The 21249-nt window shown below is 47.3% G+C and carries 20 protein-coding genes; 19 read left to right on the top strand and 1 reads right to left on the bottom strand.

Annotated elements, in window-relative coordinates:
- Nucleotides 1-22 precede the first annotated feature (22 nt).
- The 5 genes from J7I83_RS06465 to J7I83_RS06445 are packed head-to-tail and all read left to right on the top strand — an operon-like array spanning nt 23 to nt 4962.
- Nucleotides 23-772, top strand: coding sequence for a Stp1/IreP family PP2C-type Ser/Thr phosphatase (locus tag J7I83_RS06465; RefSeq protein ID WP_215099871.1), 750 nt, complete (start codon nt 23-25; stop codon nt 770-772).
- Nucleotides 773-774: 2 nt separating this feature from the next.
- The gene (gene pknB, locus J7I83_RS06460) at nt 775-2745 is read left to right on the top strand and encodes a Stk1 family PASTA domain-containing Ser/Thr kinase (RefSeq protein WP_215099870.1); all 1971 of its coding nucleotides are present in this window, start codon (nt 775-777) and stop codon (nt 2743-2745) included.
- A gap of 24 nt (nt 2746-2769) precedes the next feature.
- Nucleotides 2770-3666 (top strand): ribosome small subunit-dependent GTPase A, encoded by an 897-nt coding sequence (gene rsgA / locus J7I83_RS06455; RefSeq protein WP_215099869.1) that lies wholly within the window; start codon nt 2770-2772, stop codon nt 3664-3666.
- Nucleotides 3659-4324, top strand: coding sequence for a ribulose-phosphate 3-epimerase (gene rpe / locus J7I83_RS06450; protein ID WP_215099868.1), 666 nt, complete (start codon nt 3659-3661; stop codon nt 4322-4324). The genes rsgA and rpe overlap by 8 nt, the downstream gene beginning before the upstream one ends.
- Nucleotides 4321-4962 (top strand): thiamine diphosphokinase, encoded by a 642-nt coding sequence (locus J7I83_RS06445; RefSeq protein ID WP_215099867.1) that lies wholly within the window; start codon nt 4321-4323, stop codon nt 4960-4962. The genes rpe and J7I83_RS06445 overlap by 4 nt, the downstream gene beginning before the upstream one ends.
- Nucleotides 4963-5121: 159 nt before the next feature.
- Here the strand turns inward: J7I83_RS06445 and rpmB are convergent, their stop codons facing one another.
- Nucleotides 5122-5310, bottom strand: coding sequence for a 50S ribosomal protein L28 (rpmB, locus tag J7I83_RS06440; protein ID WP_006828787.1), 189 nt, complete (start codon nt 5308-5310; stop codon nt 5122-5124).
- A gap of 220 nt (nt 5311-5530) precedes the next feature.
- Here rpmB and J7I83_RS06435 point away from each other — a divergent pair, with 220 nt between their 5' ends.
- The 14 genes from J7I83_RS06435 to J7I83_RS06370 all read left to right on the top strand — a co-directional run bounded on the left by J7I83_RS06435 (nt 5531) and on the right by J7I83_RS06370 (nt 21237).
- On the top strand, nt 5531-5893 hold the full coding sequence (locus J7I83_RS06435; protein ID WP_215099866.1) for an Asp23/Gls24 family envelope stress response protein: 363 nt from the start codon (nt 5531-5533) through the stop codon (nt 5891-5893).
- A gap of 18 nt (nt 5894-5911) precedes the next feature.
- Nucleotides 5912-7564, top strand: a complete 1653-nt coding sequence (locus tag J7I83_RS06430) for a DAK2 domain-containing protein (protein WP_215099865.1) — start codon at nt 5912-5914, stop codon at nt 7562-7564.
- A 419-nt stretch (nt 7565-7983) separates the two neighbouring features.
- Complete coding sequence (gene sdaAB, locus J7I83_RS06425) at nt 7984-8646, top strand: L-serine ammonia-lyase, iron-sulfur-dependent subunit beta (protein ID WP_215099864.1); 663 nt, start codon at nt 7984-7986, stop codon at nt 8644-8646.
- A gap of 16 nt (nt 8647-8662) precedes the next feature.
- A complete protein-coding gene (gene sdaAA / locus J7I83_RS06420; protein ID WP_215099863.1) occupies nt 8663-9562 on the top strand; it encodes an L-serine ammonia-lyase, iron-sulfur-dependent, subunit alpha in 900 nt (299 codons plus the stop codon).
- Complete coding sequence (gene recG, locus J7I83_RS06415; protein ID WP_215100114.1) at nt 9552-11594, top strand: ATP-dependent DNA helicase RecG; 2043 nt, start codon at nt 9552-9554, stop codon at nt 11592-11594. The genes sdaAA and recG overlap by 11 nt, the downstream gene beginning before the upstream one ends.
- A gap of 90 nt (nt 11595-11684) precedes the next feature.
- The gene (gene fapR, locus J7I83_RS06410) at nt 11685-12269 is read left to right on the top strand and encodes a transcription factor FapR (protein WP_215099862.1); all 585 of its coding nucleotides are present in this window, start codon (nt 11685-11687) and stop codon (nt 12267-12269) included.
- Nucleotides 12266-13264 (top strand): phosphate acyltransferase PlsX, encoded by a 999-nt coding sequence (plsX, locus tag J7I83_RS06405; RefSeq protein ID WP_215099861.1) that lies wholly within the window; start codon nt 12266-12268, stop codon nt 13262-13264. The genes fapR and plsX overlap by 4 nt, the downstream gene beginning before the upstream one ends.
- Entirely contained in the window at nt 13254-14192 is a 939-nt protein-coding gene (fabD, locus tag J7I83_RS06400; protein ID WP_215099860.1) for an ACP S-malonyltransferase, read from the top strand. Before plsX ends, fabD begins: the two co-directional genes overlap by 11 nt.
- A complete protein-coding gene (fabG, locus tag J7I83_RS06395; protein WP_215099859.1) occupies nt 14189-14935 on the top strand; it encodes a 3-oxoacyl-[acyl-carrier-protein] reductase in 747 nt (248 codons plus the stop codon). The genes fabD and fabG overlap by 4 nt, the downstream gene beginning before the upstream one ends.
- A gap of 40 nt (nt 14936-14975) precedes the next feature.
- A complete protein-coding gene (locus tag J7I83_RS06390; RefSeq protein ID WP_215099858.1) occupies nt 14976-15212 on the top strand; it encodes an acyl carrier protein in 237 nt (78 codons plus the stop codon).
- Nucleotides 15213-15508: 296 nt separating this feature from the next.
- Nucleotides 15509-16264 carry a ribonuclease III gene (gene rnc / locus J7I83_RS06385; RefSeq protein ID WP_285228676.1) on the top strand — a complete coding sequence of 252 codons (756 nt, stop codon included), beginning with the start codon at nt 15509-15511 and terminating at the stop codon, nt 16262-16264.
- Between the two features lie 2 nt (nt 16265-16266).
- Nucleotides 16267-19815, top strand: a complete 3549-nt coding sequence (smc, locus tag J7I83_RS06380) for a chromosome segregation protein SMC (RefSeq protein ID WP_215099857.1) — start codon at nt 16267-16269, stop codon at nt 19813-19815.
- A gap of 15 nt (nt 19816-19830) precedes the next feature.
- The gene (gene ftsY, locus J7I83_RS06375; protein ID WP_215099856.1) at nt 19831-20847 is read left to right on the top strand and encodes a signal recognition particle-docking protein FtsY; all 1017 of its coding nucleotides are present in this window, start codon (nt 19831-19833) and stop codon (nt 20845-20847) included.
- A 66-nt stretch (nt 20848-20913) separates the two neighbouring features.
- On the top strand, nt 20914-21237 hold the full coding sequence (locus J7I83_RS06370; protein WP_215100112.1) for a putative DNA-binding protein: 324 nt from the start codon (nt 20914-20916) through the stop codon (nt 21235-21237).
- Nucleotides 21238-21249: the final 12 nt, after the last annotated feature.

Genomic DNA, 21249 nt, shown 5'->3' with positions numbered 1-21249 from the left:
ATCAGAATCGGGGTGTCATGATTTGTTTGAGTATGTGGTAGAAAGTGATACAGGAAAAATCCGTGAAGTGAACGAAGATAGCGTGGCTGTCCTGAAACGTCCGAACGGCCTCCTTCTGGCCATAGTTGCAGATGGAATGGGCGGGCACAAAGCTGGGGATGTCGCCAGTAAAATGACCGTCGACCGGCTGAGCCGTTATTTTTTGGAAGACGGGGAAGAGTCATTTTCGACACTCGACAATAAGAAAAAATGGCTTTCCGAACGCGTACAGACAATCAATCGTTTGGTGTTTGACCATTCGATGGAAAACCTGGAGTGCAAAGGCATGGGCACTACCTTGGTTGCAGCGTTGATTGAAGAAAATGAAGGTATTTTATGCCATATCGGGGACAGCCGTGCGTATCTCATAAACGGCAGCATCGACCAGATTACACGGGACCACTCTTATGTCAACGTGCTGGTGGACAGCGGGGAAATCAGCCAGGAAGAAGCGGAAGCGCATCCCAAGAAAAATTGGATCGTCCGTGCGCTCGGCACCGAAGCTGATATTGAAAGAGAATTGATCCGTTTTTCATTCGTAGGGGCTTCTTATCTACTGATTTGTTCAGACGGCCTAAGCAATAAAATTCCGAAAGAAGAACTTGCCTCCATCGTTCGCTCAGCGGTTCCTTTATCTCAAAAGGGCCAGGAGCTGGTAACCTTGGCCAATGATCTTGGAGGAGAAGACAATATTTCATTGGTTCTTCTGTCCTCTGTGGATGAGGAGGTATAAGTATGCTGATTGGCAAAAGCATTAACGGCCGCTATAAGATTAAGGAATTGATCGGCGGCGGTGGAATGTCCAATGTGTATTTGGCACATGATATGATTCTGGACCGGGATATCGCCATCAAGATTTTGCGCTATGATTTTTCAAATGAAGAAGAATTGCGCAGGCGCTTCCAAAGAGAAGCTTTGTCCACAACCAGTTTGGCGCATCCGAACATCGTCAATATTTTTGATGTAGGCGAAGACGGCTCTATACATTACTTGGTGATGGAATATGTTCCGGGGAAAACCTTGAAAGATTACATAATCGAACATTCACCAGTATCCCCTGAGCGGGCTGTTGAGATTATGAAACAACTGGCATCGGCTTTGGCGCACGCCCACCATAACCAGATTGTCCACCGAGACATCAAACCGCAAAACATTTTGATGGATGCGGAAGGCAATGTGAAAATATCCGATTTCGGCATCGCGATGGCATTAAGTGCGACTTCCTACACCCAGACGAATTCCGTGCTGGGAACTGTCCATTATTTATCACCGGAGCAGGCACGCGGGGGCACTGCCAATAAAAAATCCGATATCTATTCACTTGGAATCGTCATGTACGAATTGATTACAGGCAAGCTGCCGTTTTCCGGTGAATCGGCCGTGTCCATCGCATTAAAGCATTTGCAGACAGAAACCCCTTCTTTGCGGGAAACGGTCCCAGACCTGCCGCAAAGCTTGGAAAATGTCGTTTTGAAGGCGACTGCGAAAAATATTCAGCACCGATACCAGTCTGCTGATGAAATGGAAGCAGACCTGGCCACGGTATTATTGCCGGAACGGTTAAATGAACCGAAATTCAAGGTGCCTGTTGACCAGGATGAAACACGCGCTATGCCCGCTATTAAAGATTCAGCAGCTTATACCAGCGCCGCAGAAACCAAAACAATGCCTCTTCCGCTGAATCAAGCGAAAAAAGAAACGAAAGCTCCTGGAAAAAAGAAAAAGAAATGGCCATGGATACTAGCGATACTGGCTTTCTTATTGATTGGTGGACTGGTTCTGGCAATTGCTTTTCCAGGAGTGTTTGAACCAAGGCAAATCGCTGTACCGGATGTTTCCGAGATGGAACGCAACGAAGCGCTTGAAGAACTTCAGGCAGCTGGCTTTATTGCAGGTGAAGAAACCGAAGAATACTCCGAGCAGATAGAAGCGAATTACATTATCCGGACCATACCGGAAGCTGGAAAAATGAGGGATCGTGAAACGGAAATTCAATTGTTTGTCAGCATGGGCAAAGAAATGATCGAAATGGACGACTTTGTCGGCAGCACCATTGAAGAAGCGTCTGGAGCCTTAGCAGACAAGAATTTCGCATCGGTGGAGTCTGCTGAAGAATTTTCCGAAGAACCGATTGGCACCATCTTGAACCAGGAACCGTCAGCTGGAGAAAATGTGATCATCAGTGAAACCGATGTGGAGTTTATTGTCAGCAAAGGGAAAGATATGCGCGAAGTAGAAGACCTGTCAGGCTTTACGGAGGAGAACCTCAACGATTATGCCCGTTCTTCCGGATTTAATATCCGCATCGTTTCGGAGCAGGCATCAGACGAAGTCGAGGACGGACGAGTCATGTCCCAAACCCCTGCTGCAGGAGAGCAGCTCGTAGCCGGCAGCACGATTGAAGTAACCTTGTCGTCTGGAGTGGCCGAGCAGCCGATGAAGACTTATATTCATACGGTGGAGATTCCGTATGAACCTGCTGAACCGGCTGCAGAAGGCGAAGATCCTGTTGAACAGACCATCCAAATCTATATTCAGGATAATTCACAGACAATGGTGGAACCGGTTGAGGAGTTTACGATCACCGAGGACCAGTCGCATCGCATTGAATTGCAGATTGCAGAAGGTGAAAGCGCATCATACCGGATTGTCCGCGATTCCACGGTGATTCTGGAAGAAACTTTTAATTATTCAAATGTAGAATAAAACAGCAGCGAAAGGAGTGAAAAGATGCCGAAAGGTCAAATCAGAAAAGCATTGAGCGGATTTTATTATGTATTAGATGAAGATGGTAAGCGTTACACTCAATGCCGTGGGCGTGGGGTTTTCCGCAATCGCCAAATAACACCATTGGTCGGAGATTACGTCGATTATAAAGCCGATAATGACCTGGAAGGAACGATCCTGCACGTCTATGAACGGAAAAACGAATTGGTGCGTCCGCCGATTACGAATGTTGACCAGGCCATCCTCGTTTTTTCAGCCAAGCAGCCCGACTTTCACCCCTTGCTATTGGATCGCTTTTTAACGGCAATCGAATCCCATTCGATTAAACCGATCATTTGCCTGACAAAAATGGATCTGCTGAAAGAGTCAGAGAAAGAGAAAATTCAACATTATATTGAGGATTATGAAAAAATCGGTTACGAAGTAATTCCGACATTCATTGGCGATCCAGCCTTAAAAGAACGTCTGATGCCTGTACTGGAAGGCAAAATCAGTGTTCTTGCAGGACAGTCCGGTGTCGGGAAATCAACTTTGCTGAATACCATCTTGCCGTCGCTTGAGCTGAAGACAGATGATATCTCCAAAGCGTTGAACCGGGGCAAACATACGACGCGTCATGTGGAACTGATTGCCGTGAACAATGGACTGCTCGCAGACACGCCGGGCTTTAGTTCGTTTGACTTCGAAACCATGGAGCGGGAAGAATTGTCCGCATGCTTCCCTGAATTTGCTGCACGCTCCAACGCCTGCAAATTCAGGGAATGCCTGCACATGAACGAACCGAAATGTGCCATCAAAGCTGCCGTCGAGGCAAATGAAATACCGGAATATCGTTACAAGCATTACTTGAAATTTTTGGAAGAAATTATGAGCCGAAAGCCGAGGTATTCAAATGATTAAAATTGCACCGTCTATTCTAGCAGCAGATTTTGCGAAACTTGGAGAAGAAGTTTTGGAAGTGGAAAAAGCAGGAGCCGATTGGATCCATGTTGATGTCATGGACGGCCATTTTGTGCCAAACATTTCGTTTGGGCCGATTGTTTTAAATGCCATACGGCCGTTAACCAAATTGCCAATGGATGTCCATTTGATGATTGAAAACCCAGATCAATATATTGAAGAGTTTGCAAAAGCCGGCGCTGATTTCATTACTGTTCACGTAGAGGCCTGTCCTCATTTGCACCGGACCATTCAATTAATCCGGTCGCTTGGCGTCAAGCCGGGTGTCGTTCTGAATCCGCATACACCGCTTGAAACCATCCAGCATGTCCTGGAAGACATCGATCTTGTACTGTTCATGACGGTCAACCCTGGATTTGGCGGTCAGAAGTTTATTCGTTCAGTTGTGCCGAAAGTCAAACAGCTGTCTGACATCATCAAAGAAAAAGGGCTGTCCATTGAAATTGAAATTGATGGCGGCATCAACGAAGAAACAATCGTGGCCTGTGCAGAAGCAGGAGCGACTGTCTTTGTAGCCGGTTCAGCCATTTACAGTAAAAAAGACCGGGCACAGGCTCTTCAAGCAATCAGGAAAGCAGGAGAAGAGGCGATTTCTTGAACATCATTCTAATCGCGGGAGGTCCGGCAGGGGAACTGCCGGATTTCTCTTTTTTTCCGGAAGCTTTGTATATTGGAATCGATTCCGGGACACTGGTGCTGCTGGAAAAGGGGATTCAGCCAGCTGCCGCTGTCGGAGATTTCGATTCGGTGACCTTTGAGGACTACAAGAAAATACGTGCGGCATTGCCCGAACTGGAACGGTCTCCATCTGAAAAAGACCAGTCCGATACAGAACTGGGGCTTGAGAGGGCGATGAGCCATCAGCCGGTGCAAGTTATACTTGCTGGAGTGACAGGCGGGCGGCTGGACCATTACATGAGTGTGCTTCATATCATGTATCAGTACCAGCAGAAATTTCCGGCAACCCAGTTTGTCCTGTTGAATAACCAGAACCGCATCCGTTTCCTTAGCCCGGGCACTCATGCTGTTGAAAAAGATCAGCATTTCAGCTATGTTTCATTTTATCCTTTTGCGGAAGAAGTCAAAGGATTGACGCTCTCCGGATTTAAATACCCGGTCACCAATGAAACTGTCCCATTCGGAACGACGCGCTTTGTCAGCAACGAACTGTTAGGCCATGGAAGTGTAACCATCCACAGCGGACATTGTCTTATGGTGGAAAGCTCGGACGTGTGAAAGCATTGCTATAAAGAATAAAAACAGGCACCGAAAAGGGGAATCCTTTTCGGTGCCTGTTTTATATTTCATTTTGACCTATATTAAGTCTAATACATACTTTAACAAAGAAAAAATGCCGGGCTGATTAGATCAGCACCGGCATTATCGATGAGCGATTTATACGCGCTCAACTTTTCCTGATTTCATTGCTCTTGCAGAAACCCATACACGTTTCGGTTTACCGTCTACAAGGATGCGAACTTTTTGAAGGTTTGCTCCCCATGTACGTTTTGTCGAATTCATTGCGTGCGAACGGGCATTTCCCGCGCGAGCTTTACGTCCACTAACTGCACATACTTTAGGCATGTAAGTCCCTCCTCACAAGTGAAGCTGAAAATTATAATAGAATTCCAGTTCGTTTTTCGTTTCACATACTTTAATAATTTACCACAGACATATCGCCTTTGCAACTAAATTTAGAGGTCTTTAAAGAAAAAAACCTTTACACCCCAATACGGTGGCTTTTCTTCTATAAGGCTTTAAGGTAGAATGGTAAGAGTGAAATAGGACTCAAGGAGGAATTTCAATGTCGATTGAATTAAATAACGAATATGGTCAAATCGATATTTCCAATGATGTTATTGCTCAAATAGCAGGCGGCGCAGCAATTGAATGCTACGGCATCGTAGGCATGGCAACGAAACATCAAATACGCGACGGCTTGACGGATATTCTACGCAAAGAAAATTTCGCCAAAGGGGTTCTTGTGCGCCAGGAAGGTGAAAATTTGGTTGTGGATATGTATGTCATCATCAGCTATGGAACAAAAATTTCCGAAGTGGCTTATCAAGTCCAGTCCAAAGTAAAATATACTATCACCAAAACATTGGGTATGTCAGTAAAAGCGGTAAATATTTTTGTCCAGGGAGTTCGTGTAACGAACCCGTAGGAGGAGGAAGAATCGGTTATGAAGTCATTAAATGGAGTAAAGTTCGCGGAAATGGTGCAGATGGGATCTCATCATCTTTTTCAAAATGCGGATTACGTTGATGCATTAAATGTTTTCCCGGTGCCTGATGGCGATACGGGAACGAATATGAATTTATCGATGACTTCCGGAGCGAAAGAAACAACCGCTCAAGCAGAAGAGCATATCGGCAAAACAGCAGGCGCCTTATCTAAAGGGCTATTGATGGGCGCACGCGGAAATTCTGGTGTTATTCTCTCGCAGCTTTTCAGAGGCTTTGGCAAATCCATTGCATCAGAATCGGAATTGACAGCGCTTAAGTTTGCGGAAGCTCTTCAGCATGGAGTCGAAACAGCCTATAAGGCCGTCATGAAACCGGTTGAAGGAACAATTTTGACAGTTGCGAAAGACGCTGCTGCCAAAGGCATGGAAGTTTCAAAAACCGAAACGGACATCATCGTTTGGTTCGAAGCTGTTGTCACAGAAGCGCAGGCTTCTTTGGAACGGACACCAGACCTATTGCCAGTCTTAAAAGAAGTAGGGGTTGTCGACAGTGGCGGGCAGGGCCTCGTTTATGTCTACGAAGGATTCCTGGCTTCATTAAAAGGTGAAGAACTGCCGGCAAAACACGCGCATAATACAATGACCGATCTTGTCAGTGCGGAACATCATAAAAATATTGCCAGCTTTATGGACACGGCCGATATTGAATTTGGCTATTGCACAGAATTCATGGTGAAGTTTGAAAAAGGCAAAAAAGAGTTTAACGAAGCTTTATTCCGTTCTGATCTGAGTGAATATGGAGATTCGCTATTGGTCATCGCGGATGATGAAGTTGCGAAAATCCATATCCATTCGGAAGATCCAGGAAAAGTGCTTACATATGGCCAGGATTACGGAAGCTTGATCAGCATGAAAATAGAAAATATGCGTCAGCAGCATATCGATATTGTAGGCGAAGACTTCCAGAAAAATGCGTTGAAACAGGAAGCTGTACACCCTTATGCCGTTGTGACGGTTGCAATGGGTGAAGGTATTGCTGAATTGCTGCGCAGCATCGGCGCTTCTTACGTCATTGAAGGCGGACAGACGATGAACCCGTCGACAGAGGATATCGTCAATGCAGTCAAATCGATCGGCGCAGAACGTGTGCTGATCCTTCCGAATAACAAGAACATCATCATGGCAGCGGAGCAGGCAGCGGAGCTTCTGGATATCGAAGCGGCTGTTGTTCCGACAAAAGACGTACCTCAAGGCATGTCAGCATTGTTGGCCTTTAATCCGGGTGCTTCCGTGGAAGACAATCAGAAAGCCATGGCGAGCGCATCAAAGCACGTGAAATCAGGATCTGTGACATTTGCAGTCCGCGATACATCGATCGATGGCATTGCCATCAAAAAAGATGATTTCATGGGCATTTCCGAAGGGAAGATTGTTGTCTCCAACAGCAGCCTGGAAAACGTAACGGAAGAATTGGCTAAAAAGCTGGTGGACAGCGAAGCTGAAATTGTTACGATTCTATTTGGAGAAGATGTGACAGCGGTGGATGCTGAAAAGTTGGGCGAATTTATCGAGTCGCTGAACAGCGAAGTCGAAGTCGAAATCCACAACGGCAAGCAGCCTTTGTATCCATTTATAATCGCTGTCGAATAGTATTTTCATTTCAATCACCAATACGGTAATAAAGCAAGCGAATACGGATGTATGCGCTCAGACTGTAGACAAAGTCTAATCAAAACGAATAGCGGTGTATAACCCCAACAAACCTAGTAATCCCTTCACTCAAGGATCTGGAGCGCAAGGCGGCGACTCCTGCGGAAGAACGAAGTGATGAGACCCCGCAGGAGCTTGCGACGAGGAGGCTCAGCGCTTCGTCCGCGGAAAGCGTCCGCCTGGAGCGGAGGATCCAGTATAAACGAGATAAAATGAGTATTCATCCTTTGAATATCACAAATATTCTTTTGTCTACAAGCTCAGCGCATACGGATGTATGCGCTTTTTTTATTTTTGTTTAATATGTCGAAATCATGTAAACTAATGGTATACGTAACCGAAAGTGAGGGGTTTGAGCCATGAAGTTCAAATCTGTTTTTGATATAATCGGCCCGGTCATGATCGGGCCTTCTTCTTCGCACACTGCGGGAGCAGCCCGCATCGGAAGAGTGGCGAGGGATTTGTTTGGCAGACAGCCGCAATGGGCGAAGGTTCATCTCTATGGCTCATTTGCAGAAACCTATAAAGGACACAGCACGGATGTCGCCATCATCGGTGGATTATTAGATTACGATACCTTTGATGAACGCATCAAAACCTCTTTCGAGGAGGCGCAAAAAGCGGGAATGTCTTATGAATTTATTCCGGAGACAGGCCATGTTGACCACCCGAATACAGCTCGCATCGTCATTGGCGACCAAGAATCTGAGATGTCGATGATGGGCATTTCGATCGGCGGCGGCAAAATTGAAATTACAGAGTTGAACGGCTTTCCGCTCCGTTTATCGGGTAACCACCCGGCGATTCTGGTTGTCCATGAAGACCGTTCGGGCTGCATCGCAAATGTCGCGAACGCCCTGTACAAATACGACATCAATATCGGCCACATGGAAGTATCCCGGAAAGAAAAAGGGCATATGGCATTGATGGTCATCGAAGTAGATCAAAATGTGGACAGAGAAGTGATGGACGAATTGAAAAAACTTCCGAATATCACGCAGGTGACAAGAATCGCCGATTAAATTGGAGGGTATAACGATGGAAGCTTTATTCCGTAATGTTAGAGAATTGGTTGAACGGGCTGAAAAAGAGCAGAAATTGATTTCTGAAATTATGATTGAGCAGGAAATGCTCATGACAGACCGCTCACGTGAAGATATTATGATCCAAATGGACCGTAATTTAACGGTCATGGAAGAAGCGGTGGAAAAAGGGCTGAAAGGCGTTCATTCAGTTTCTGGCCTAACTGGCGGTGATGCCGTGCTGCTTCAGGCCTACCGGGAAAAAGGCAATACGCTTTCCGGAGATCTGCTGCTTGATGCAGTCAGCAAGGCGGTAGCGACCAACGAGGTCAACGCAGCAATGGGAACCATCTGTGCAACGCCGACAGCAGGATCTGCAGGCGTTGTGCCAGGTACATTATTTGCTGTTAAAAATAAGTTGGACCCCACACGGGAGCAAATGATCCGTTATTTATTCACGGCAGGGGCTTTCGGTTTTGTTGTGGCCAATAATGCATCAATTTCAGGCGCAGCCGGCGGTTGCCAGGCAGAAGTCGGATCGGCAGCTGGAATGGCGTCAGCAGCTATTATCGAAATGGCCGGTGGCACGCCTCAGCAAAGTTCGGAAGCGTTCGCAATTACGATGAAGAATATGCTTGGTTTGGTCTGCGATCCAGTGGCGGGACTAGTGGAAGTGCCTTGCGTAAAGCGTAATGCGATGGGAGCAGCCAATGCAGTAGTGGCTGCAGATATGGCGTTAGCCGGTGTCACCAGCCGCATTCCGTGTGATGAAGTCATCGGTGCGATGTTTGAAATCGGCCAATCCATGCCGAGTGCGTTAAGGGAAACCGCAAAAGGCGGACTTGCCGCAACTCCTACCGGAAAGTGGCTTGAGTCCAAAATCTTCGGGGGAGCAGTTGTTGGCAGTGGGCAGTAGAGATTCTGTCGCCACATTAAAAGGGGTAGGCAAGCAAGCGGCCGAAACCCTCCGGGAAATGAGAATCGAAACCATACATGACCTGATCATGACATTTCCGTATCGCCACGAAGATTTTCAATTGAAAGATCTGGCGGATACACCCCATAATGAACGCGTAACCGTGGAGGGAAGGGTCGAAAGTGAGCCTTCCGTCCTTTTTTTAGGCAAGAAAAAATCGCGGACCCAAGTTCAGGTTTTGGTCGGCCGCCATTTGGTCAAAGCGATTTTCTTCAACCAGCCTTATGTCAAAGCGAAACTGCATTTGGGAGAAATCATCACCTTAACTGGCAAATGGGACCGCGGGCGGCAGGTCATTACGGTATCGAGCCATTCGATTGGGCCGCGTACCGATGGGGCAGATTTTGAACCCGTCTACAGCCTGAAAGGCAGCATCCACCAAAAAACGTTCCGCAAGCTGATGAGGCAGGCACTCGATTTGGCAAAAGAGGACGTGGAAGACTGCCTGCCAAAAAGTTTGGTTGAGGCCTATCAATTGGCTCCATTCCAAGACGCATTGGAATGGGTTCATTTTCCTCCAGACGGTGAAGCGGTAAAACAGGCCCGCCGGCGGTTTGTCTATGAAGAGTTATTGGTATTCCAATTGAAGATGCAGGCACTGCGCAAAAAGAACCGCGAGGAAGAAGGCGGCTCTTTCATCGATTACAATCTGGAGCGCTTGAAGGCATTTATTGAAGATCTGCCCTTTGATCTGACAGCCGCACAAAAGCGGGTAGTCAATGAAATCTGCAAGGACATGAAAGAGCCATTTCGCATGAACCGTCTGCTGCAAGGAGATGTAGGTTCCGGCAAAACGGTGGTAGCAGCGATTGCCTTGTATGCAGCCCATACGGCTGGATTGCAGGGAGCTTTGATGGCGCCGACTGAAATCCTGGCAGAACAGCATGCCAATACATTGGAGCAGTGGTTCCGTCCGTTTTCCTTGAATATCGCGCTGTTGACCGGTTCGGTTAAAGGGAAAAAACGTCAATTGATCCTGCAGCAGTTGGCCGCTGGAGAAATTGACCTCTTAATCGGAACCCATGCATTGATCCAGCCCGAAGTGAAGTTCCATAAACTGGGGCTCGTCATTACGGACGAGCAGCATCGCTTTGGAGTAGACCAGCGACGCGTCCTGAAAGACAAGGGTTATAATCCCGATGTGCTGTTCATGACGGCGACGCCGATTCCTCGGACCCTGGCAATTTCGGCATTCGGGGAAATGGATGTGTCGGTCATCGACGAGATGCCGGTTGGACGCAAGGAAATTGAAACCTATTGGATGAAAAAAGACATGTTCGGCAAAATTGTCGGACGGATGGAAAAAGAACTGGCTGCTGGACGTCAGGCATATGTCATTTGTCCACTGATCGAAGAATCGGATAAACTCGATTACCAGAATGCGGTCGATCTGTTTCAGCAACTGTCGATGTATTTCAAGGACCGCTTTACGGTCGGATTGATGCATGGCCGTCTGCATTCAGATGAAAAAGAGCAGACCATGCGTAAATTCACAGAAGGCAAGGTCGATGTATTGGTGTCCACGACGGTTGTAGAGGTAGGTGTCAATGTGCCGAATGCGTCGTTTATGCTCATTTATGATGCCGAGCGTTTCGGTTTGTCCCAACTGCATCAATTGCGGGGGCGTGTCGGACGGGGCAGCGAACAGTCCTATTGCGTCCTGCTGGCGGATCCGAAAACGGAAATCGGCAAAGAACGCATGGCGACGATGACCGAAACCAATGATGGCTTTGTGCTGGCAGAAAAGGATCTGCAACTGAGAGGTCCGGGCGATTTTTTTGGCCGCAAGCAAAGCGGCATCCCGGAATTTAAAATGGCCGATCTGGTCCACGATTACCGGGCGCTTGAGACGGCCAGAAAAGACGCTGAGAAACTGATCGGCAGCGAAGAATTTTGGCGGGCGGAAGATATGCGCTGCTTGCGCCAGCAAATCGAACAATCGGGTGTATTATCCGGTGGCAGGCTGGATTAAGAATGCAGGGATCATGATTTTCCTTGCATTCTTTTTTTGTTATTTATATACTCATATTAGTACCAAGTGCTAATAGCGGGCGGTGACATAGTGAAAAGACCGAAAAAACAGCGGCAACAGGCGTTGAAAGACTCTATAAATAACAATCCATTCGTAACGGACGAAGAACTGTCGGTTGAATTTAATGTCAGTGTGCAGACAATCCGGTTAGATCGGATGGAGCTTGCCATTCCGGAACTGCGGGAACGCATTAAACACGTCGCCGTGAAAACTTTTGAAGACGAAGTGAAATCTTTGCCGATCGACGAAGTGATCGGAGAGATTATCGATATTGAACTGGACAAAAAAGCGATTTCGATTTTCGATGTAAAACCAGAGCATGTTTTTCAGCGCAACAAGATCGCCAGAGGCCATCATCTATTCGCGCAGGCCAATTCTTTGGCGGTTGCGGTGATGAATGAAGAACTGGCGTTGACCGTGAAGTCAGAGCTGCAATTTTTGCGTCCGGTCACAGCAGGCCAGCGTGTTGTTGCAAAAGCGGAAGTGATCGACAGGCATCCTGAAAAAAACAGGGCGTTTGTAAAAGTGGTTTCTTCTGTCGAACAGCAAACGGTTTTTATCGGCACATTTGAAATGTACCGTATGACAGAGCAAAGTGAAGGTGAAGCAACATGAAAATAGCTGTAGATGCGATGGGCGGAGACAACGCCCCGAAAGAAATTATCGCAGGTGTTTATAAAGCATTGGACGAATTTACGGATATCGAAATTCAGCTTTTTGGCCACCAGGAAAAGATGGAGAAATTCCTGAAGGAACATGAACGCCTGACAATCGTCCATTGTGAAGAAGTCATCGAATCAGAAGATGATCCTGTGCGGTCAGTCAAACGTAAAAAAGATGCTTCAATGGTCCGGATGGCACAAGCCGTAAAAGATGGCGGCGCAGATGCTTGTGTCTCTGCAGGCAATACAGGAGCGCTTATGTCAGCGGGATTGTTCATTGTGGGCCGCATCGATGGTGTGGATCGGCCGGCACTGGCTCCAACTTTGCCGACTATTGACGGCAAAGGATTCGTTATGCTGGATATGGGCGCCAACGCGGAAGCACGGCCAGAACACCTTGTTCAGTACGCCATCATGGGAAGCATTTATGCTGAAAAAGTCCGAGGCATTCAAAATCCGACGGTCGGGTTGCTGAATATCGGAACCGAAGAGAAAAAAGGCAATGACTTGACGAAAGCTGCTTTTCCTTTATTAAAAGAAGCGCCAGTCAATTTTATCGGCAATGTAGAATCGCGTGATTTGCTAAACGGTGTAGCCGATGTGGTCGTCACTGACGGCTTTACCGGGAACATGGTATTGAAAACAATCGAAGGCACAGCAATGAATGTCTTCGCGATGATCAAAGATGTTTTTATGACCTCTGCAAAAACAAAAGTTGCGGCTTTTCTGGTTAAAGACGATATCAAAGGCCTCAAAGGCATGTTGGATTACAGTGAATACGGCGGTGCTGGACTGTTTGGCTTGAAGGCACCGGTCATAAAAGCGCACGGTTCGTCAAATGCGACGGCCTTATTCAATGCCATACGCCAAACGCGCACGATGGTGGAATACGATGTAACGGGCACAATTTACAGTACGCTGAAAAAGGAGACAATACATGAAGACTAAGATTGCATTTATTTATCCAGGGCAGGGGTCGCAAACAGTCGGAATGGGCGAAAGCTTTTTAGCAGATGACACGAGCCGCAATTTTTTCGAAAGCGCCGATCAGGCACTCGATCTGAAATTGTCTAAGCTTATGCTCGAAGGGCCTCAGGAAGAGCTGACACTGACCTATCATGCCCAACCGGCTTTATTGACAGTCAGTTCAATGATTACGGAACGGTTGATCCGTGCGGGCATCAGACCAGATTATACAGCGGGTCACAGCCTTGGCGAGTACAGCGCGCTTGTGACTTCAAATGTGATGGAATTTCCGACGGCGGTCAATATTGTACATAAACGTGGATTGTTCATGAACACCGCTTTTCCAGCAGGAGAAGGTACGATGGCAGCCATTCTTGGCATGGAGAGTGATGAGCTGGAGAAAGTGACGAACGAAGTCACGGACACAACGGGCGTCGTTCAGCTGGCCAACTTGAACTGCCCGGGACAAATTGTTATTTCCGGGACAAAAGCAGGGGTGGAGCAAGCTTGCTTGCTTGCCAAAGAGCGCGGTGCCAAACGGGCCATCCCGCTTGATGTCAGCGGTCCCTTCCACTCGGAATTGATGCGTCCGGCGTCACAGGATTTAGCAAGAGAGTTGAGCAGTTCTTTCCTGCTGGACGCCAAAGTGCCAGTGGTTTCAAATGTCACAGCAAAAGCGGAAACAAATGCTACGCAAATCCAGGATCTTCTCGTTCGCCAATTATATTCACCGGTTCTTTGGGAACAGTCAGTGCGCGAAATGATTGATCTTGGTGTCACAGTGTTTATTGAAATCGGTCCAGGAAAAGTATTGAGCGGACTGGTGAAAAAAATTGACCGTTCAGTTAAAACTTTGCCGGTCTATGACCTGGAGTCATTTGAAAAAGCGGTAGAGGAGTTGGCGAAATGAGTAAACTTGCAGGGAAAACAGCCATTATTACAGGCGCATCACGTGGAATCGGAGCGGAGATCGCCCGCAAATTTGCAGCTGATGGCGCCAAAGTGGTCGTCAATTACAGCGGCAGCCAGGAAAAAGCAGAGGCAGTTGTTGCTGGAATCCAGGCAGATGGTGGAGAAGCGATTGCAGTCAAAGCCAATGTCTCGGATTCTGAATCTGTCAAAGCGATGGTCGAGGAAACGATGAAAACTTTCGGATCAGTGGATATTTTGGTGAACAACGCTGGAATTACCCGTGATAACCTGATGATGCGCATGAAAGACGATGAATGGGACGACGTCATCAATACCAACTTAAAAGGCGTTTTTGTCTGCACCAAAGCGGTAACGCGGCAAATGATGAAACAGCGCGCCGGGAGGATCATCAACATTGCGTCAATCGTCGGAGTCATGGGCAATGCCGGACAAGCCAACTACGTTGCATCCAAAGCGGGCGTTATCGGTTTGACCAAAACGACAGCCCGTGAATTGGCAAGCCGAGGCATTACAGCAAACGCCGTAGCACCTGGATTCATTACGACGGATATGACTGACCAATTGACTGAGGAAGTTCAAAAAGCTATGCTGGGACAAATTCCTTTAGGACGTTTCGGAGCACCTGAAGATGTCGCAAAAGCGGCGTTGTTCCTGGCTTCTGATGATGCATCCTATATGACAGGCCAAACGCTTCACCTTGATGGCGGCATGGTCATGTAAGAAAGATTTTTGTATACTGATTTGAGGGGAGGTGACGACATTGTCAACAGTATTAGATAGAGTAACTAAAGTAATCGTGGATCGTCTAGGTGTAGAAGAAAGCGAAGTGAAAATTGAAGCTTCATTTACCGGTGACCTAGGTGCAGATTCATTGGACGTAGTAGAATTGGTTATGGAACTTGAAGATGAATTTGATATGGAGATTTCTGACGAAGACGCTGAGAACATGGCTACAGTAGGCGACGCAGTAACGTATATCGAAAAGAAACAAGCTTAAGCAAGAAATGTGGAAGTGCCTGTTCAGCTCTGACAGGTGTAAGGCGCGCTGGCGAAGCGGCATGTTTTCAGCCGCACAGCCAGCGTGACTTATGACCCCAAGGGTCTGATCGCTAGAGCTGGACACCAAGAAAAGCGGAAGCGGCCATCTAGGTCCGTCTGCTAAACAACAATACTCAACCACCCATTGACGCACAATTGCTGTTATACTAAGCAGTTGTGCGTCAATTCTCTTTTTGCACAACAGCTGAAAAAAAGGTAAAATTGATGGAAGTACACAAAGAAAGGCAGATAAAAATGGCAATGAACAAAAAACCGAATCACCAAAAGCCGGGCGTCATAAAAGATAGCGCCAAAGCGGCATTTGAACAACTGCAAAAAGAGCTGAATGTTTCATTCAACAAGCCTGCATTGCTGTATCAAGCTTTTACTCATTCATCTTATGTGAATGAGCATCGAAGAAAACAATTTACCGACAACGAACGCTTGGAATTTCTAGGGGATGCGGTATTGGAATTATCCGTTTCGCATTACCTGTATATGAAATACCCTGAAATGAGCGAAGGCGAATTGACGAAGCTGCGTGCAGCGATCGTTTGTGAACCATCACTGGTTTTATTTGCCAATGAACTTGGATTCGGCAGATACATCCTTTTGGGCAAAGGGGAAGAACTGACGGGCGGAAGAACACGTCCAGCATTGCTGGCTGATGTTTTCGAATCGTATATCGGTGCCCTCTACCTTGACCAAGGGTTGGAGCCTGTTGTCGCATTTTTGGAAATGGTATTATTTCCAAAAGTGGAAATCGGTGCTTTTTCGCATGTGATGGATTATAAGAGCCAACTGCAGGAATTGATCCAGCAAAAGAATACTGGAGCATTGAGTTATGAAATCATTGATGAAATCGGTCCGGCCCACAGCCGAGTATTTGTGACTCGTGTGTCCCTGGCGGAGAAGGAACTGGGAGTTGGCAATGGCCGGTCGAAAAAAGAGGCGGAACAGCAGGCAGCTCAGCTGGCAATCCGTAAATTGCAGGAAGCAGCGGAGGAGTAACAATGTTTTTGAAAAGATTGGAAGTCATGGGGTTCAAATCTTTTGCCGATCGCATCGGCATTGACTTTGTGCCTGGAGTAACAGCTGTTGTCGGACCGAATGGCAGCGGCAAAAGCAACGTCACCGATGCCATCCGTTGGGTGCTCGGAGAACAATCAGCAAAATCACTGCGCGGAGCCAAAATGGAAGATGTTATTTTTGCTGGCAGCGATTCCCGAAAGCCGCTGAATTTTGCGGAAGTCACTTTAATCTTAGACAATACAGATGGCCGCGTCCCTCTTGATTACAGCGAAATCAGCGTAACAAGAAGGGTTTTTCGCAGTGGCGAAAGCGCTTATCTGTTGAATAAACAAAATTGCCGCTTAAAGGATATCACGGACCTGTTTATGGATTCTGGGCTTGGCAAAGAAGCTTTTTCCATCATTTCGCAGGGGCGCGTGGATGAGATCCTCAATTCAAAAGCCGAAGAGCGCCGGTCGATTTTCGAAGAAGCTGCAGGTGTCCTTAAATACAAGCAGCGCAAGAAAAAAGCCGAAGTGAAATTAAATGAAACCGATGAGAACCTAAACCGTGTGCTTGATATCCTGCATGAATTGGATGGCCGTATGGAGCCGCTGCAAATTCAGGCTTCCACTGCTCGGGATTATTTGGATATGAACGAACAGCTGAAAGATGCCGACATCGCTTTGTTGGCTTATGATGCAGGTAACTTGGAAAGGGAGTTGGCCCAGCTGACGCATGATGCTGCAGCCCATTCCGAAAAGGAACTGCAATTGTCGGCAGAGATCAATAAGAAGGAGCACACAGTGGGCAGCATACGCCGCACGCTTACTGGTTTGGACAATAAAATAGACCAAGCGCAAAACGCTTTGGTGGAAGCCAGTGCCGAGACCGAGAAATGGCAAGGGCGCAAGTTGCTGATGTCCGAGAAAAAGAGCAATGCCCACCGGCAGGCGCAGCAGCTGCAAGACAACCTCAATACAGAAAAACTGGAAAATGATTTCCTGAAGCAAAAGCACAGCGAACAACTGACATTGCTGGAAGAACGCAAAGCTGAGCAGCAGACGATCCGGACAGCCATCAAAGGGCTCGAAGATCAGCTGAACCGGACGCCAGCGGATATCGATAATGAAATTGAAAACGGCAAGTCGGTTTATATCGATTTGATGAATGAGCAGGCCACAGTCAAAAATGAACTAAAGAATATCGGTTTGCAGGCGCAGCAATTGTCAGAGTCAACCGGGCGCATAGCGTCGCAGCGGACAGACTTTATAGAGGAATTGTCCAGGTTGGAAAAAGAAAAAGCGCAGGCGGAAAAGGATGTCCAAGAAATCCGTACGCTGTTGGAAGACAAGCGCCAGCAATATAAAGACAGTGAAGCTTCCTACCAGCTGCAGAAGCAGGCTTTCGACCAGAAGCAATCCATGCTGTTCCAAGCGTATCAGTCGCAAAAGCAACTAAGTGCACGGATCGACACGCTGCAGGAATTGGAAGCCGATTTTTCCGGCTTTTTCCAAGGTGTCCGTGAAGTATTAGTGGCGCGCGAAAAAGGTTATTTATCAGGAATCAGGGGAGCTGTCGCTGAACTTGCCCAGGTCGAGAAAAATTACGCCAAAGCGATTGAAACGGCTTTAGGTGCTTCCAGCCAGCACATCGTTACAGAAAACGAACAGCATGCACGGGAAGCGATTGATTTCCTGCGCAAAAAAAGAGCTGGCCGTTCCACTTTCCTGCCGATGACTGTCATGAAGCCGAGAAAAATTCCAGAGCATACTTTGGCCACAGTGAGCCAGCACCCTGCCTACATCAATATGGCATTTGAACTGGTCAATTACGATCCTCAATACGCGATGATCATTGAAAATCTGTTAGGCAATGTCATTATCGCCGAGGATCTGAAAGGCGCGACAGCGATCGCTAAAGCAACAGGCAACCGCTTCCGTGTCGTGACACTCGAAGGCGATATCGTCAATGCGGGGGGATCAATGACCGGTGGAGCCAATAAAACACAAGCCTCCTTCTTTTCACGAAAAGCCGAGCTTGAGCAATTACTTGTACAGGCGGGCGAATTAGAAGATACGATCCTAAATGCCGAGAAAACGGTCCAAAAAGAACAAGCAGAAGTTAGTGCAGCTGAAGAGTCAATTCAGGTTCTGCGGGCCGAAGGTGAAAAATATCGGGATATGGAAGCGGAAAGCTCCATTATCCTGCGTGAAATTGAAGCGGTGTTAAAGACCACATTAGAGCGATTCCAGCTTTTCGAAGCCGAACAAAAGAACAAGGCCTACGATTTGACGGCAATCACCGGACGGAAAGAAACGTCTGTTGCGCGGCTCGAAAGCATCGTTGGCGAACTAGACGCCATCACAGTGAAAATCGATGAACTGACTTTATTCAAGCAGCAAAACGAATCGGCACGCGATCAGGTGCTGGAGAAATTGGCAGAACAGAAATCACTGTATGCCGTGACGAAAGAACGTGTCATCCAATTGACTGCCAGCGAAGCTGAACTTTTTGAACGCCTGGAGAAAAGTAACCGCAAGCTGCAGGAGCATCAAAAAGAGCTGCAGTGGATTCATTCAGAAGAAGCGGCTAAGGTCTATTCAGACGAAGAAATCCTTGAGGAAATCGATTCCTGGTCAGCGAAAAAATCGCAGATGCTGCAAACGGTCGACCAGACGAAAGAACAGCGTGGAGAGCAGCAGGGCGATTTGAACGAACTCGAAGAGGAACTGAAAGAACAACAGCGCGTCTACAAAGGGTATGTAGAGGCGATTCGAATCTGCGAAGTCAAATCGACACGCTTAGAGGTTCAAATCCAAAGCTTTATCACCCAGCTTGAAACCAATTACCAGCTGACACTCGAGCAGGCCAAGCAGTTTGATATGGTGGACGAGGAAGTGGCTGTCCGCAGAAAAGTCAAACTGCTGAAGCAGTCCATCGAGGAATTGGGACCAGTCCATATCGGAGCCCTCGAAGAGTTTGAGCATGTCTCGGATCGCCATGCCTTTTTGACAGAGCAGCGCAATGATTTGAACGAAGCAAAAGAAACTTTGCGGACGTTAATCCGGGAAATGGATGGGGAAATGACCAGCCGTTTTGATGACACCTTCCATGCCATCCGGAAGCAATTCCAGTTGGCCTTTAAAGAACTGTTCGGCGGTGGCTCTGCGGATCTGGTACTCACCGATCCGCAGGACATGTTGCGGACAGGCATCGAGATCATTGCCCAGCCGCCTGGCAAAAAGCTGCAGAACTTGAGTCTTTTGTCTGGAGGGGAACGTGCACTAACCGCCATCGCTTTATTGTTCGCGATTTTGAATGTGCGCCCTGTGCCGTTCTGTGTACTCGACGAAGTTGAAGCGGCTCTTGATGAATCGAATGTCGTGCGTTACAGTCAATACCTGAAGAAGTTCAGTGAAGACACCCAATTCATCGTCATTACCCACCGCAAAGGAACGATGGAAGGTGCAGATGTCCTGTATGGCATCACCATGCAGGAATCGGGGATTTCGAAATTGGTTTCAGTTAAGCTTGAAGAAAAAATTTAAAAGAGGAGTGGTCACGTGAGTTTCTTTAAAAAATTAAAAGATAAATTTGCCGGAAACGCCGAGGCTGAAGAATCAACTGAAAAATACAAAGAGGGATTAACCAAAACCCGTACCGGCTTTACATCGAAGATCAATGATCTGGTAGCGAAATACCGCAAGGTCGATGAAGATTTTTTCGAGGAATTGGAAGAAATCCTGCTGCAGGCGGATGTTGGCTTTGAAACGGTCATTGAATTGATGGATGAACTGCGCTATGAGGTGCAGCGGAAAAATGTACGGGACACTTCCAACGTCCAGTCTGTCATTTCAGAAAAATTGGTGGATATTTACCAGGCAGGCGAAGCTGAAACAAATGAAATCAATTTTGTAGACGGACTGACGGTAATTTTGATGGTTGGCGTCAACGGTGTCGGCAAAACAACAACTATCGGAAAATTGGCTCACCGTTTCAAGAACGAAGGCAAAACCGTCATGCTGGCTGCTGGCGATACATTCCGTGCCGGAGCAATCGAGCAATTGGATGTCTGGGGCCAGCGCGTAGGCGTTGACGTCATCAAGCAAAGCGAGGGCTCAGATCCGGCTGCGGTCATGTACGACGCTGTCCGTTCGGCCAAATCCCGCGGAGTGGATGTGCTGATCTGCGATACAGCAGGACGCCTGCAAAACAAAGTCAATTTGATGAATGAATTGCAGAAGGTGCACCGTGTCATTTCACGCGAAATTCCAGGGGCGCCGCATGAGGTTCTGCTGGCTCTTGATGCGACAACCGGACAAAATGCCATGTTACAGGCACAAACATTTAAAGAAGTCACAGACGTCACAGGGATTGTCCTGACGAAATTAGACGGAACGGCAAAAGGCGGCATCGTTCTGGCGATTCGCAATAAGTTGAAGATTCCCGTGAAATTTGTCGGACTTGGCGAAAAACTGGATGACTTGCAGCCATTCGATGCACAAAAATATGTTTATGGTTTATTTGCTGAAGGCTTGGATAAAGAACAGCAATTGGAAGATGCTGAAGCAGACAAGTAAAATTACTTGACAGCTTTAGCTGTTTTCAGTATTCTAAGCAGAGAATGAGTGGGGTGAGCGTCAATGATGGGACTGGAAAAAACAACACGCATGAATTATTTGTTTGATTTCTATCAGGAGCTACTGACACCTAAACAGCGGAGCTATATGATGCTGTATTATTTAGATGACCATTCACTGGGCGAAATTGCTGAAGAATATAACATCACCCGCCAGGCGGTTTATGACAATATCCGCCGGACGGAAGCGATGCTGGAAGAATATGAACGCAAATTGCAGCTGTTTGAGAAATTCCAGAAACGGCAGCAATTGGTTTCGTCATTTGAAAAACAGCCATTCACAGAAGAGAATGTCCAGCAATTTTTGGGCGAACTGAAGGAATGGGACTAGGAGGCGGAAAGA

This window comes from Planococcus sp. ISL-110, assembly GCF_018613575.1.
GTDB lineage: Bacteria > Bacillota > Bacilli > Bacillales_A > Planococcaceae > Planococcus.
Note: the sequence above shows the minus strand (reverse complement) of the source record. Positions and strands in the feature narration are given on the sequence as shown.

What these genes read in the sequence shown, in the direction of transcription:
- rsgA (WP_215099869.1), top strand. Translation starts at nt 2,770, where the DNA reads ATGCCGAAAGGTCAAATCAGAAAAGCATTGAGCGGATTTTATTATGTA.
- fabG (WP_215099859.1), top strand. Translation starts at nt 14,189, where the DNA reads ATGAGTAAACTTGCAGGGAAAACAGCCATTATTACAGGCGCATCACGT.
- rnc (WP_285228676.1), top strand. Translation starts at nt 15,509, where the DNA reads ATGGCAATGAACAAAAAACCGAATCACCAAAAGCCGGGCGTCATAAAA.
- plsX (WP_215099861.1), top strand. Translation starts at nt 12,266, where the DNA reads ATGAAAATAGCTGTAGATGCGATGGGCGGAGACAACGCCCCGAAAGAA.
- rpmB (WP_006828787.1), bottom strand. Translation starts at nt 5,310, where the DNA reads ATGCCTAAAGTATGTGCAGTTAGTGGACGTAAAGCTCGCGCGGGAAAT.
- sdaAB (WP_215099864.1), top strand. Translation starts at nt 7,984, where the DNA reads ATGAAGTTCAAATCTGTTTTTGATATAATCGGCCCGGTCATGATCGGG.
- J7I83_RS06370 (WP_215100112.1), top strand. Translation starts at nt 20,914, where the DNA reads ATGGGACTGGAAAAAACAACACGCATGAATTATTTGTTTGATTTCTAT.
- smc (WP_215099857.1), top strand. Translation starts at nt 16,267, where the DNA reads ATGTTTTTGAAAAGATTGGAAGTCATGGGGTTCAAATCTTTTGCCGAT.
- J7I83_RS06435 (WP_215099866.1), top strand. Translation starts at nt 5,531, where the DNA reads ATGTCGATTGAATTAAATAACGAATATGGTCAAATCGATATTTCCAAT.
- fabD (WP_215099860.1), top strand. Translation starts at nt 13,254, where the DNA reads ATGAAGACTAAGATTGCATTTATTTATCCAGGGCAGGGGTCGCAAACA.
- rpe (WP_215099868.1), top strand. Translation starts at nt 3,659, where the DNA reads ATGATTAAAATTGCACCGTCTATTCTAGCAGCAGATTTTGCGAAACTT.
- J7I83_RS06430 (WP_215099865.1), top strand. Translation starts at nt 5,912, where the DNA reads ATGAAGTCATTAAATGGAGTAAAGTTCGCGGAAATGGTGCAGATGGGA.
- sdaAA (WP_215099863.1), top strand. Translation starts at nt 8,663, where the DNA reads ATGGAAGCTTTATTCCGTAATGTTAGAGAATTGGTTGAACGGGCTGAA.
- pknB (WP_215099870.1), top strand. Translation starts at nt 775, where the DNA reads ATGCTGATTGGCAAAAGCATTAACGGCCGCTATAAGATTAAGGAATTG.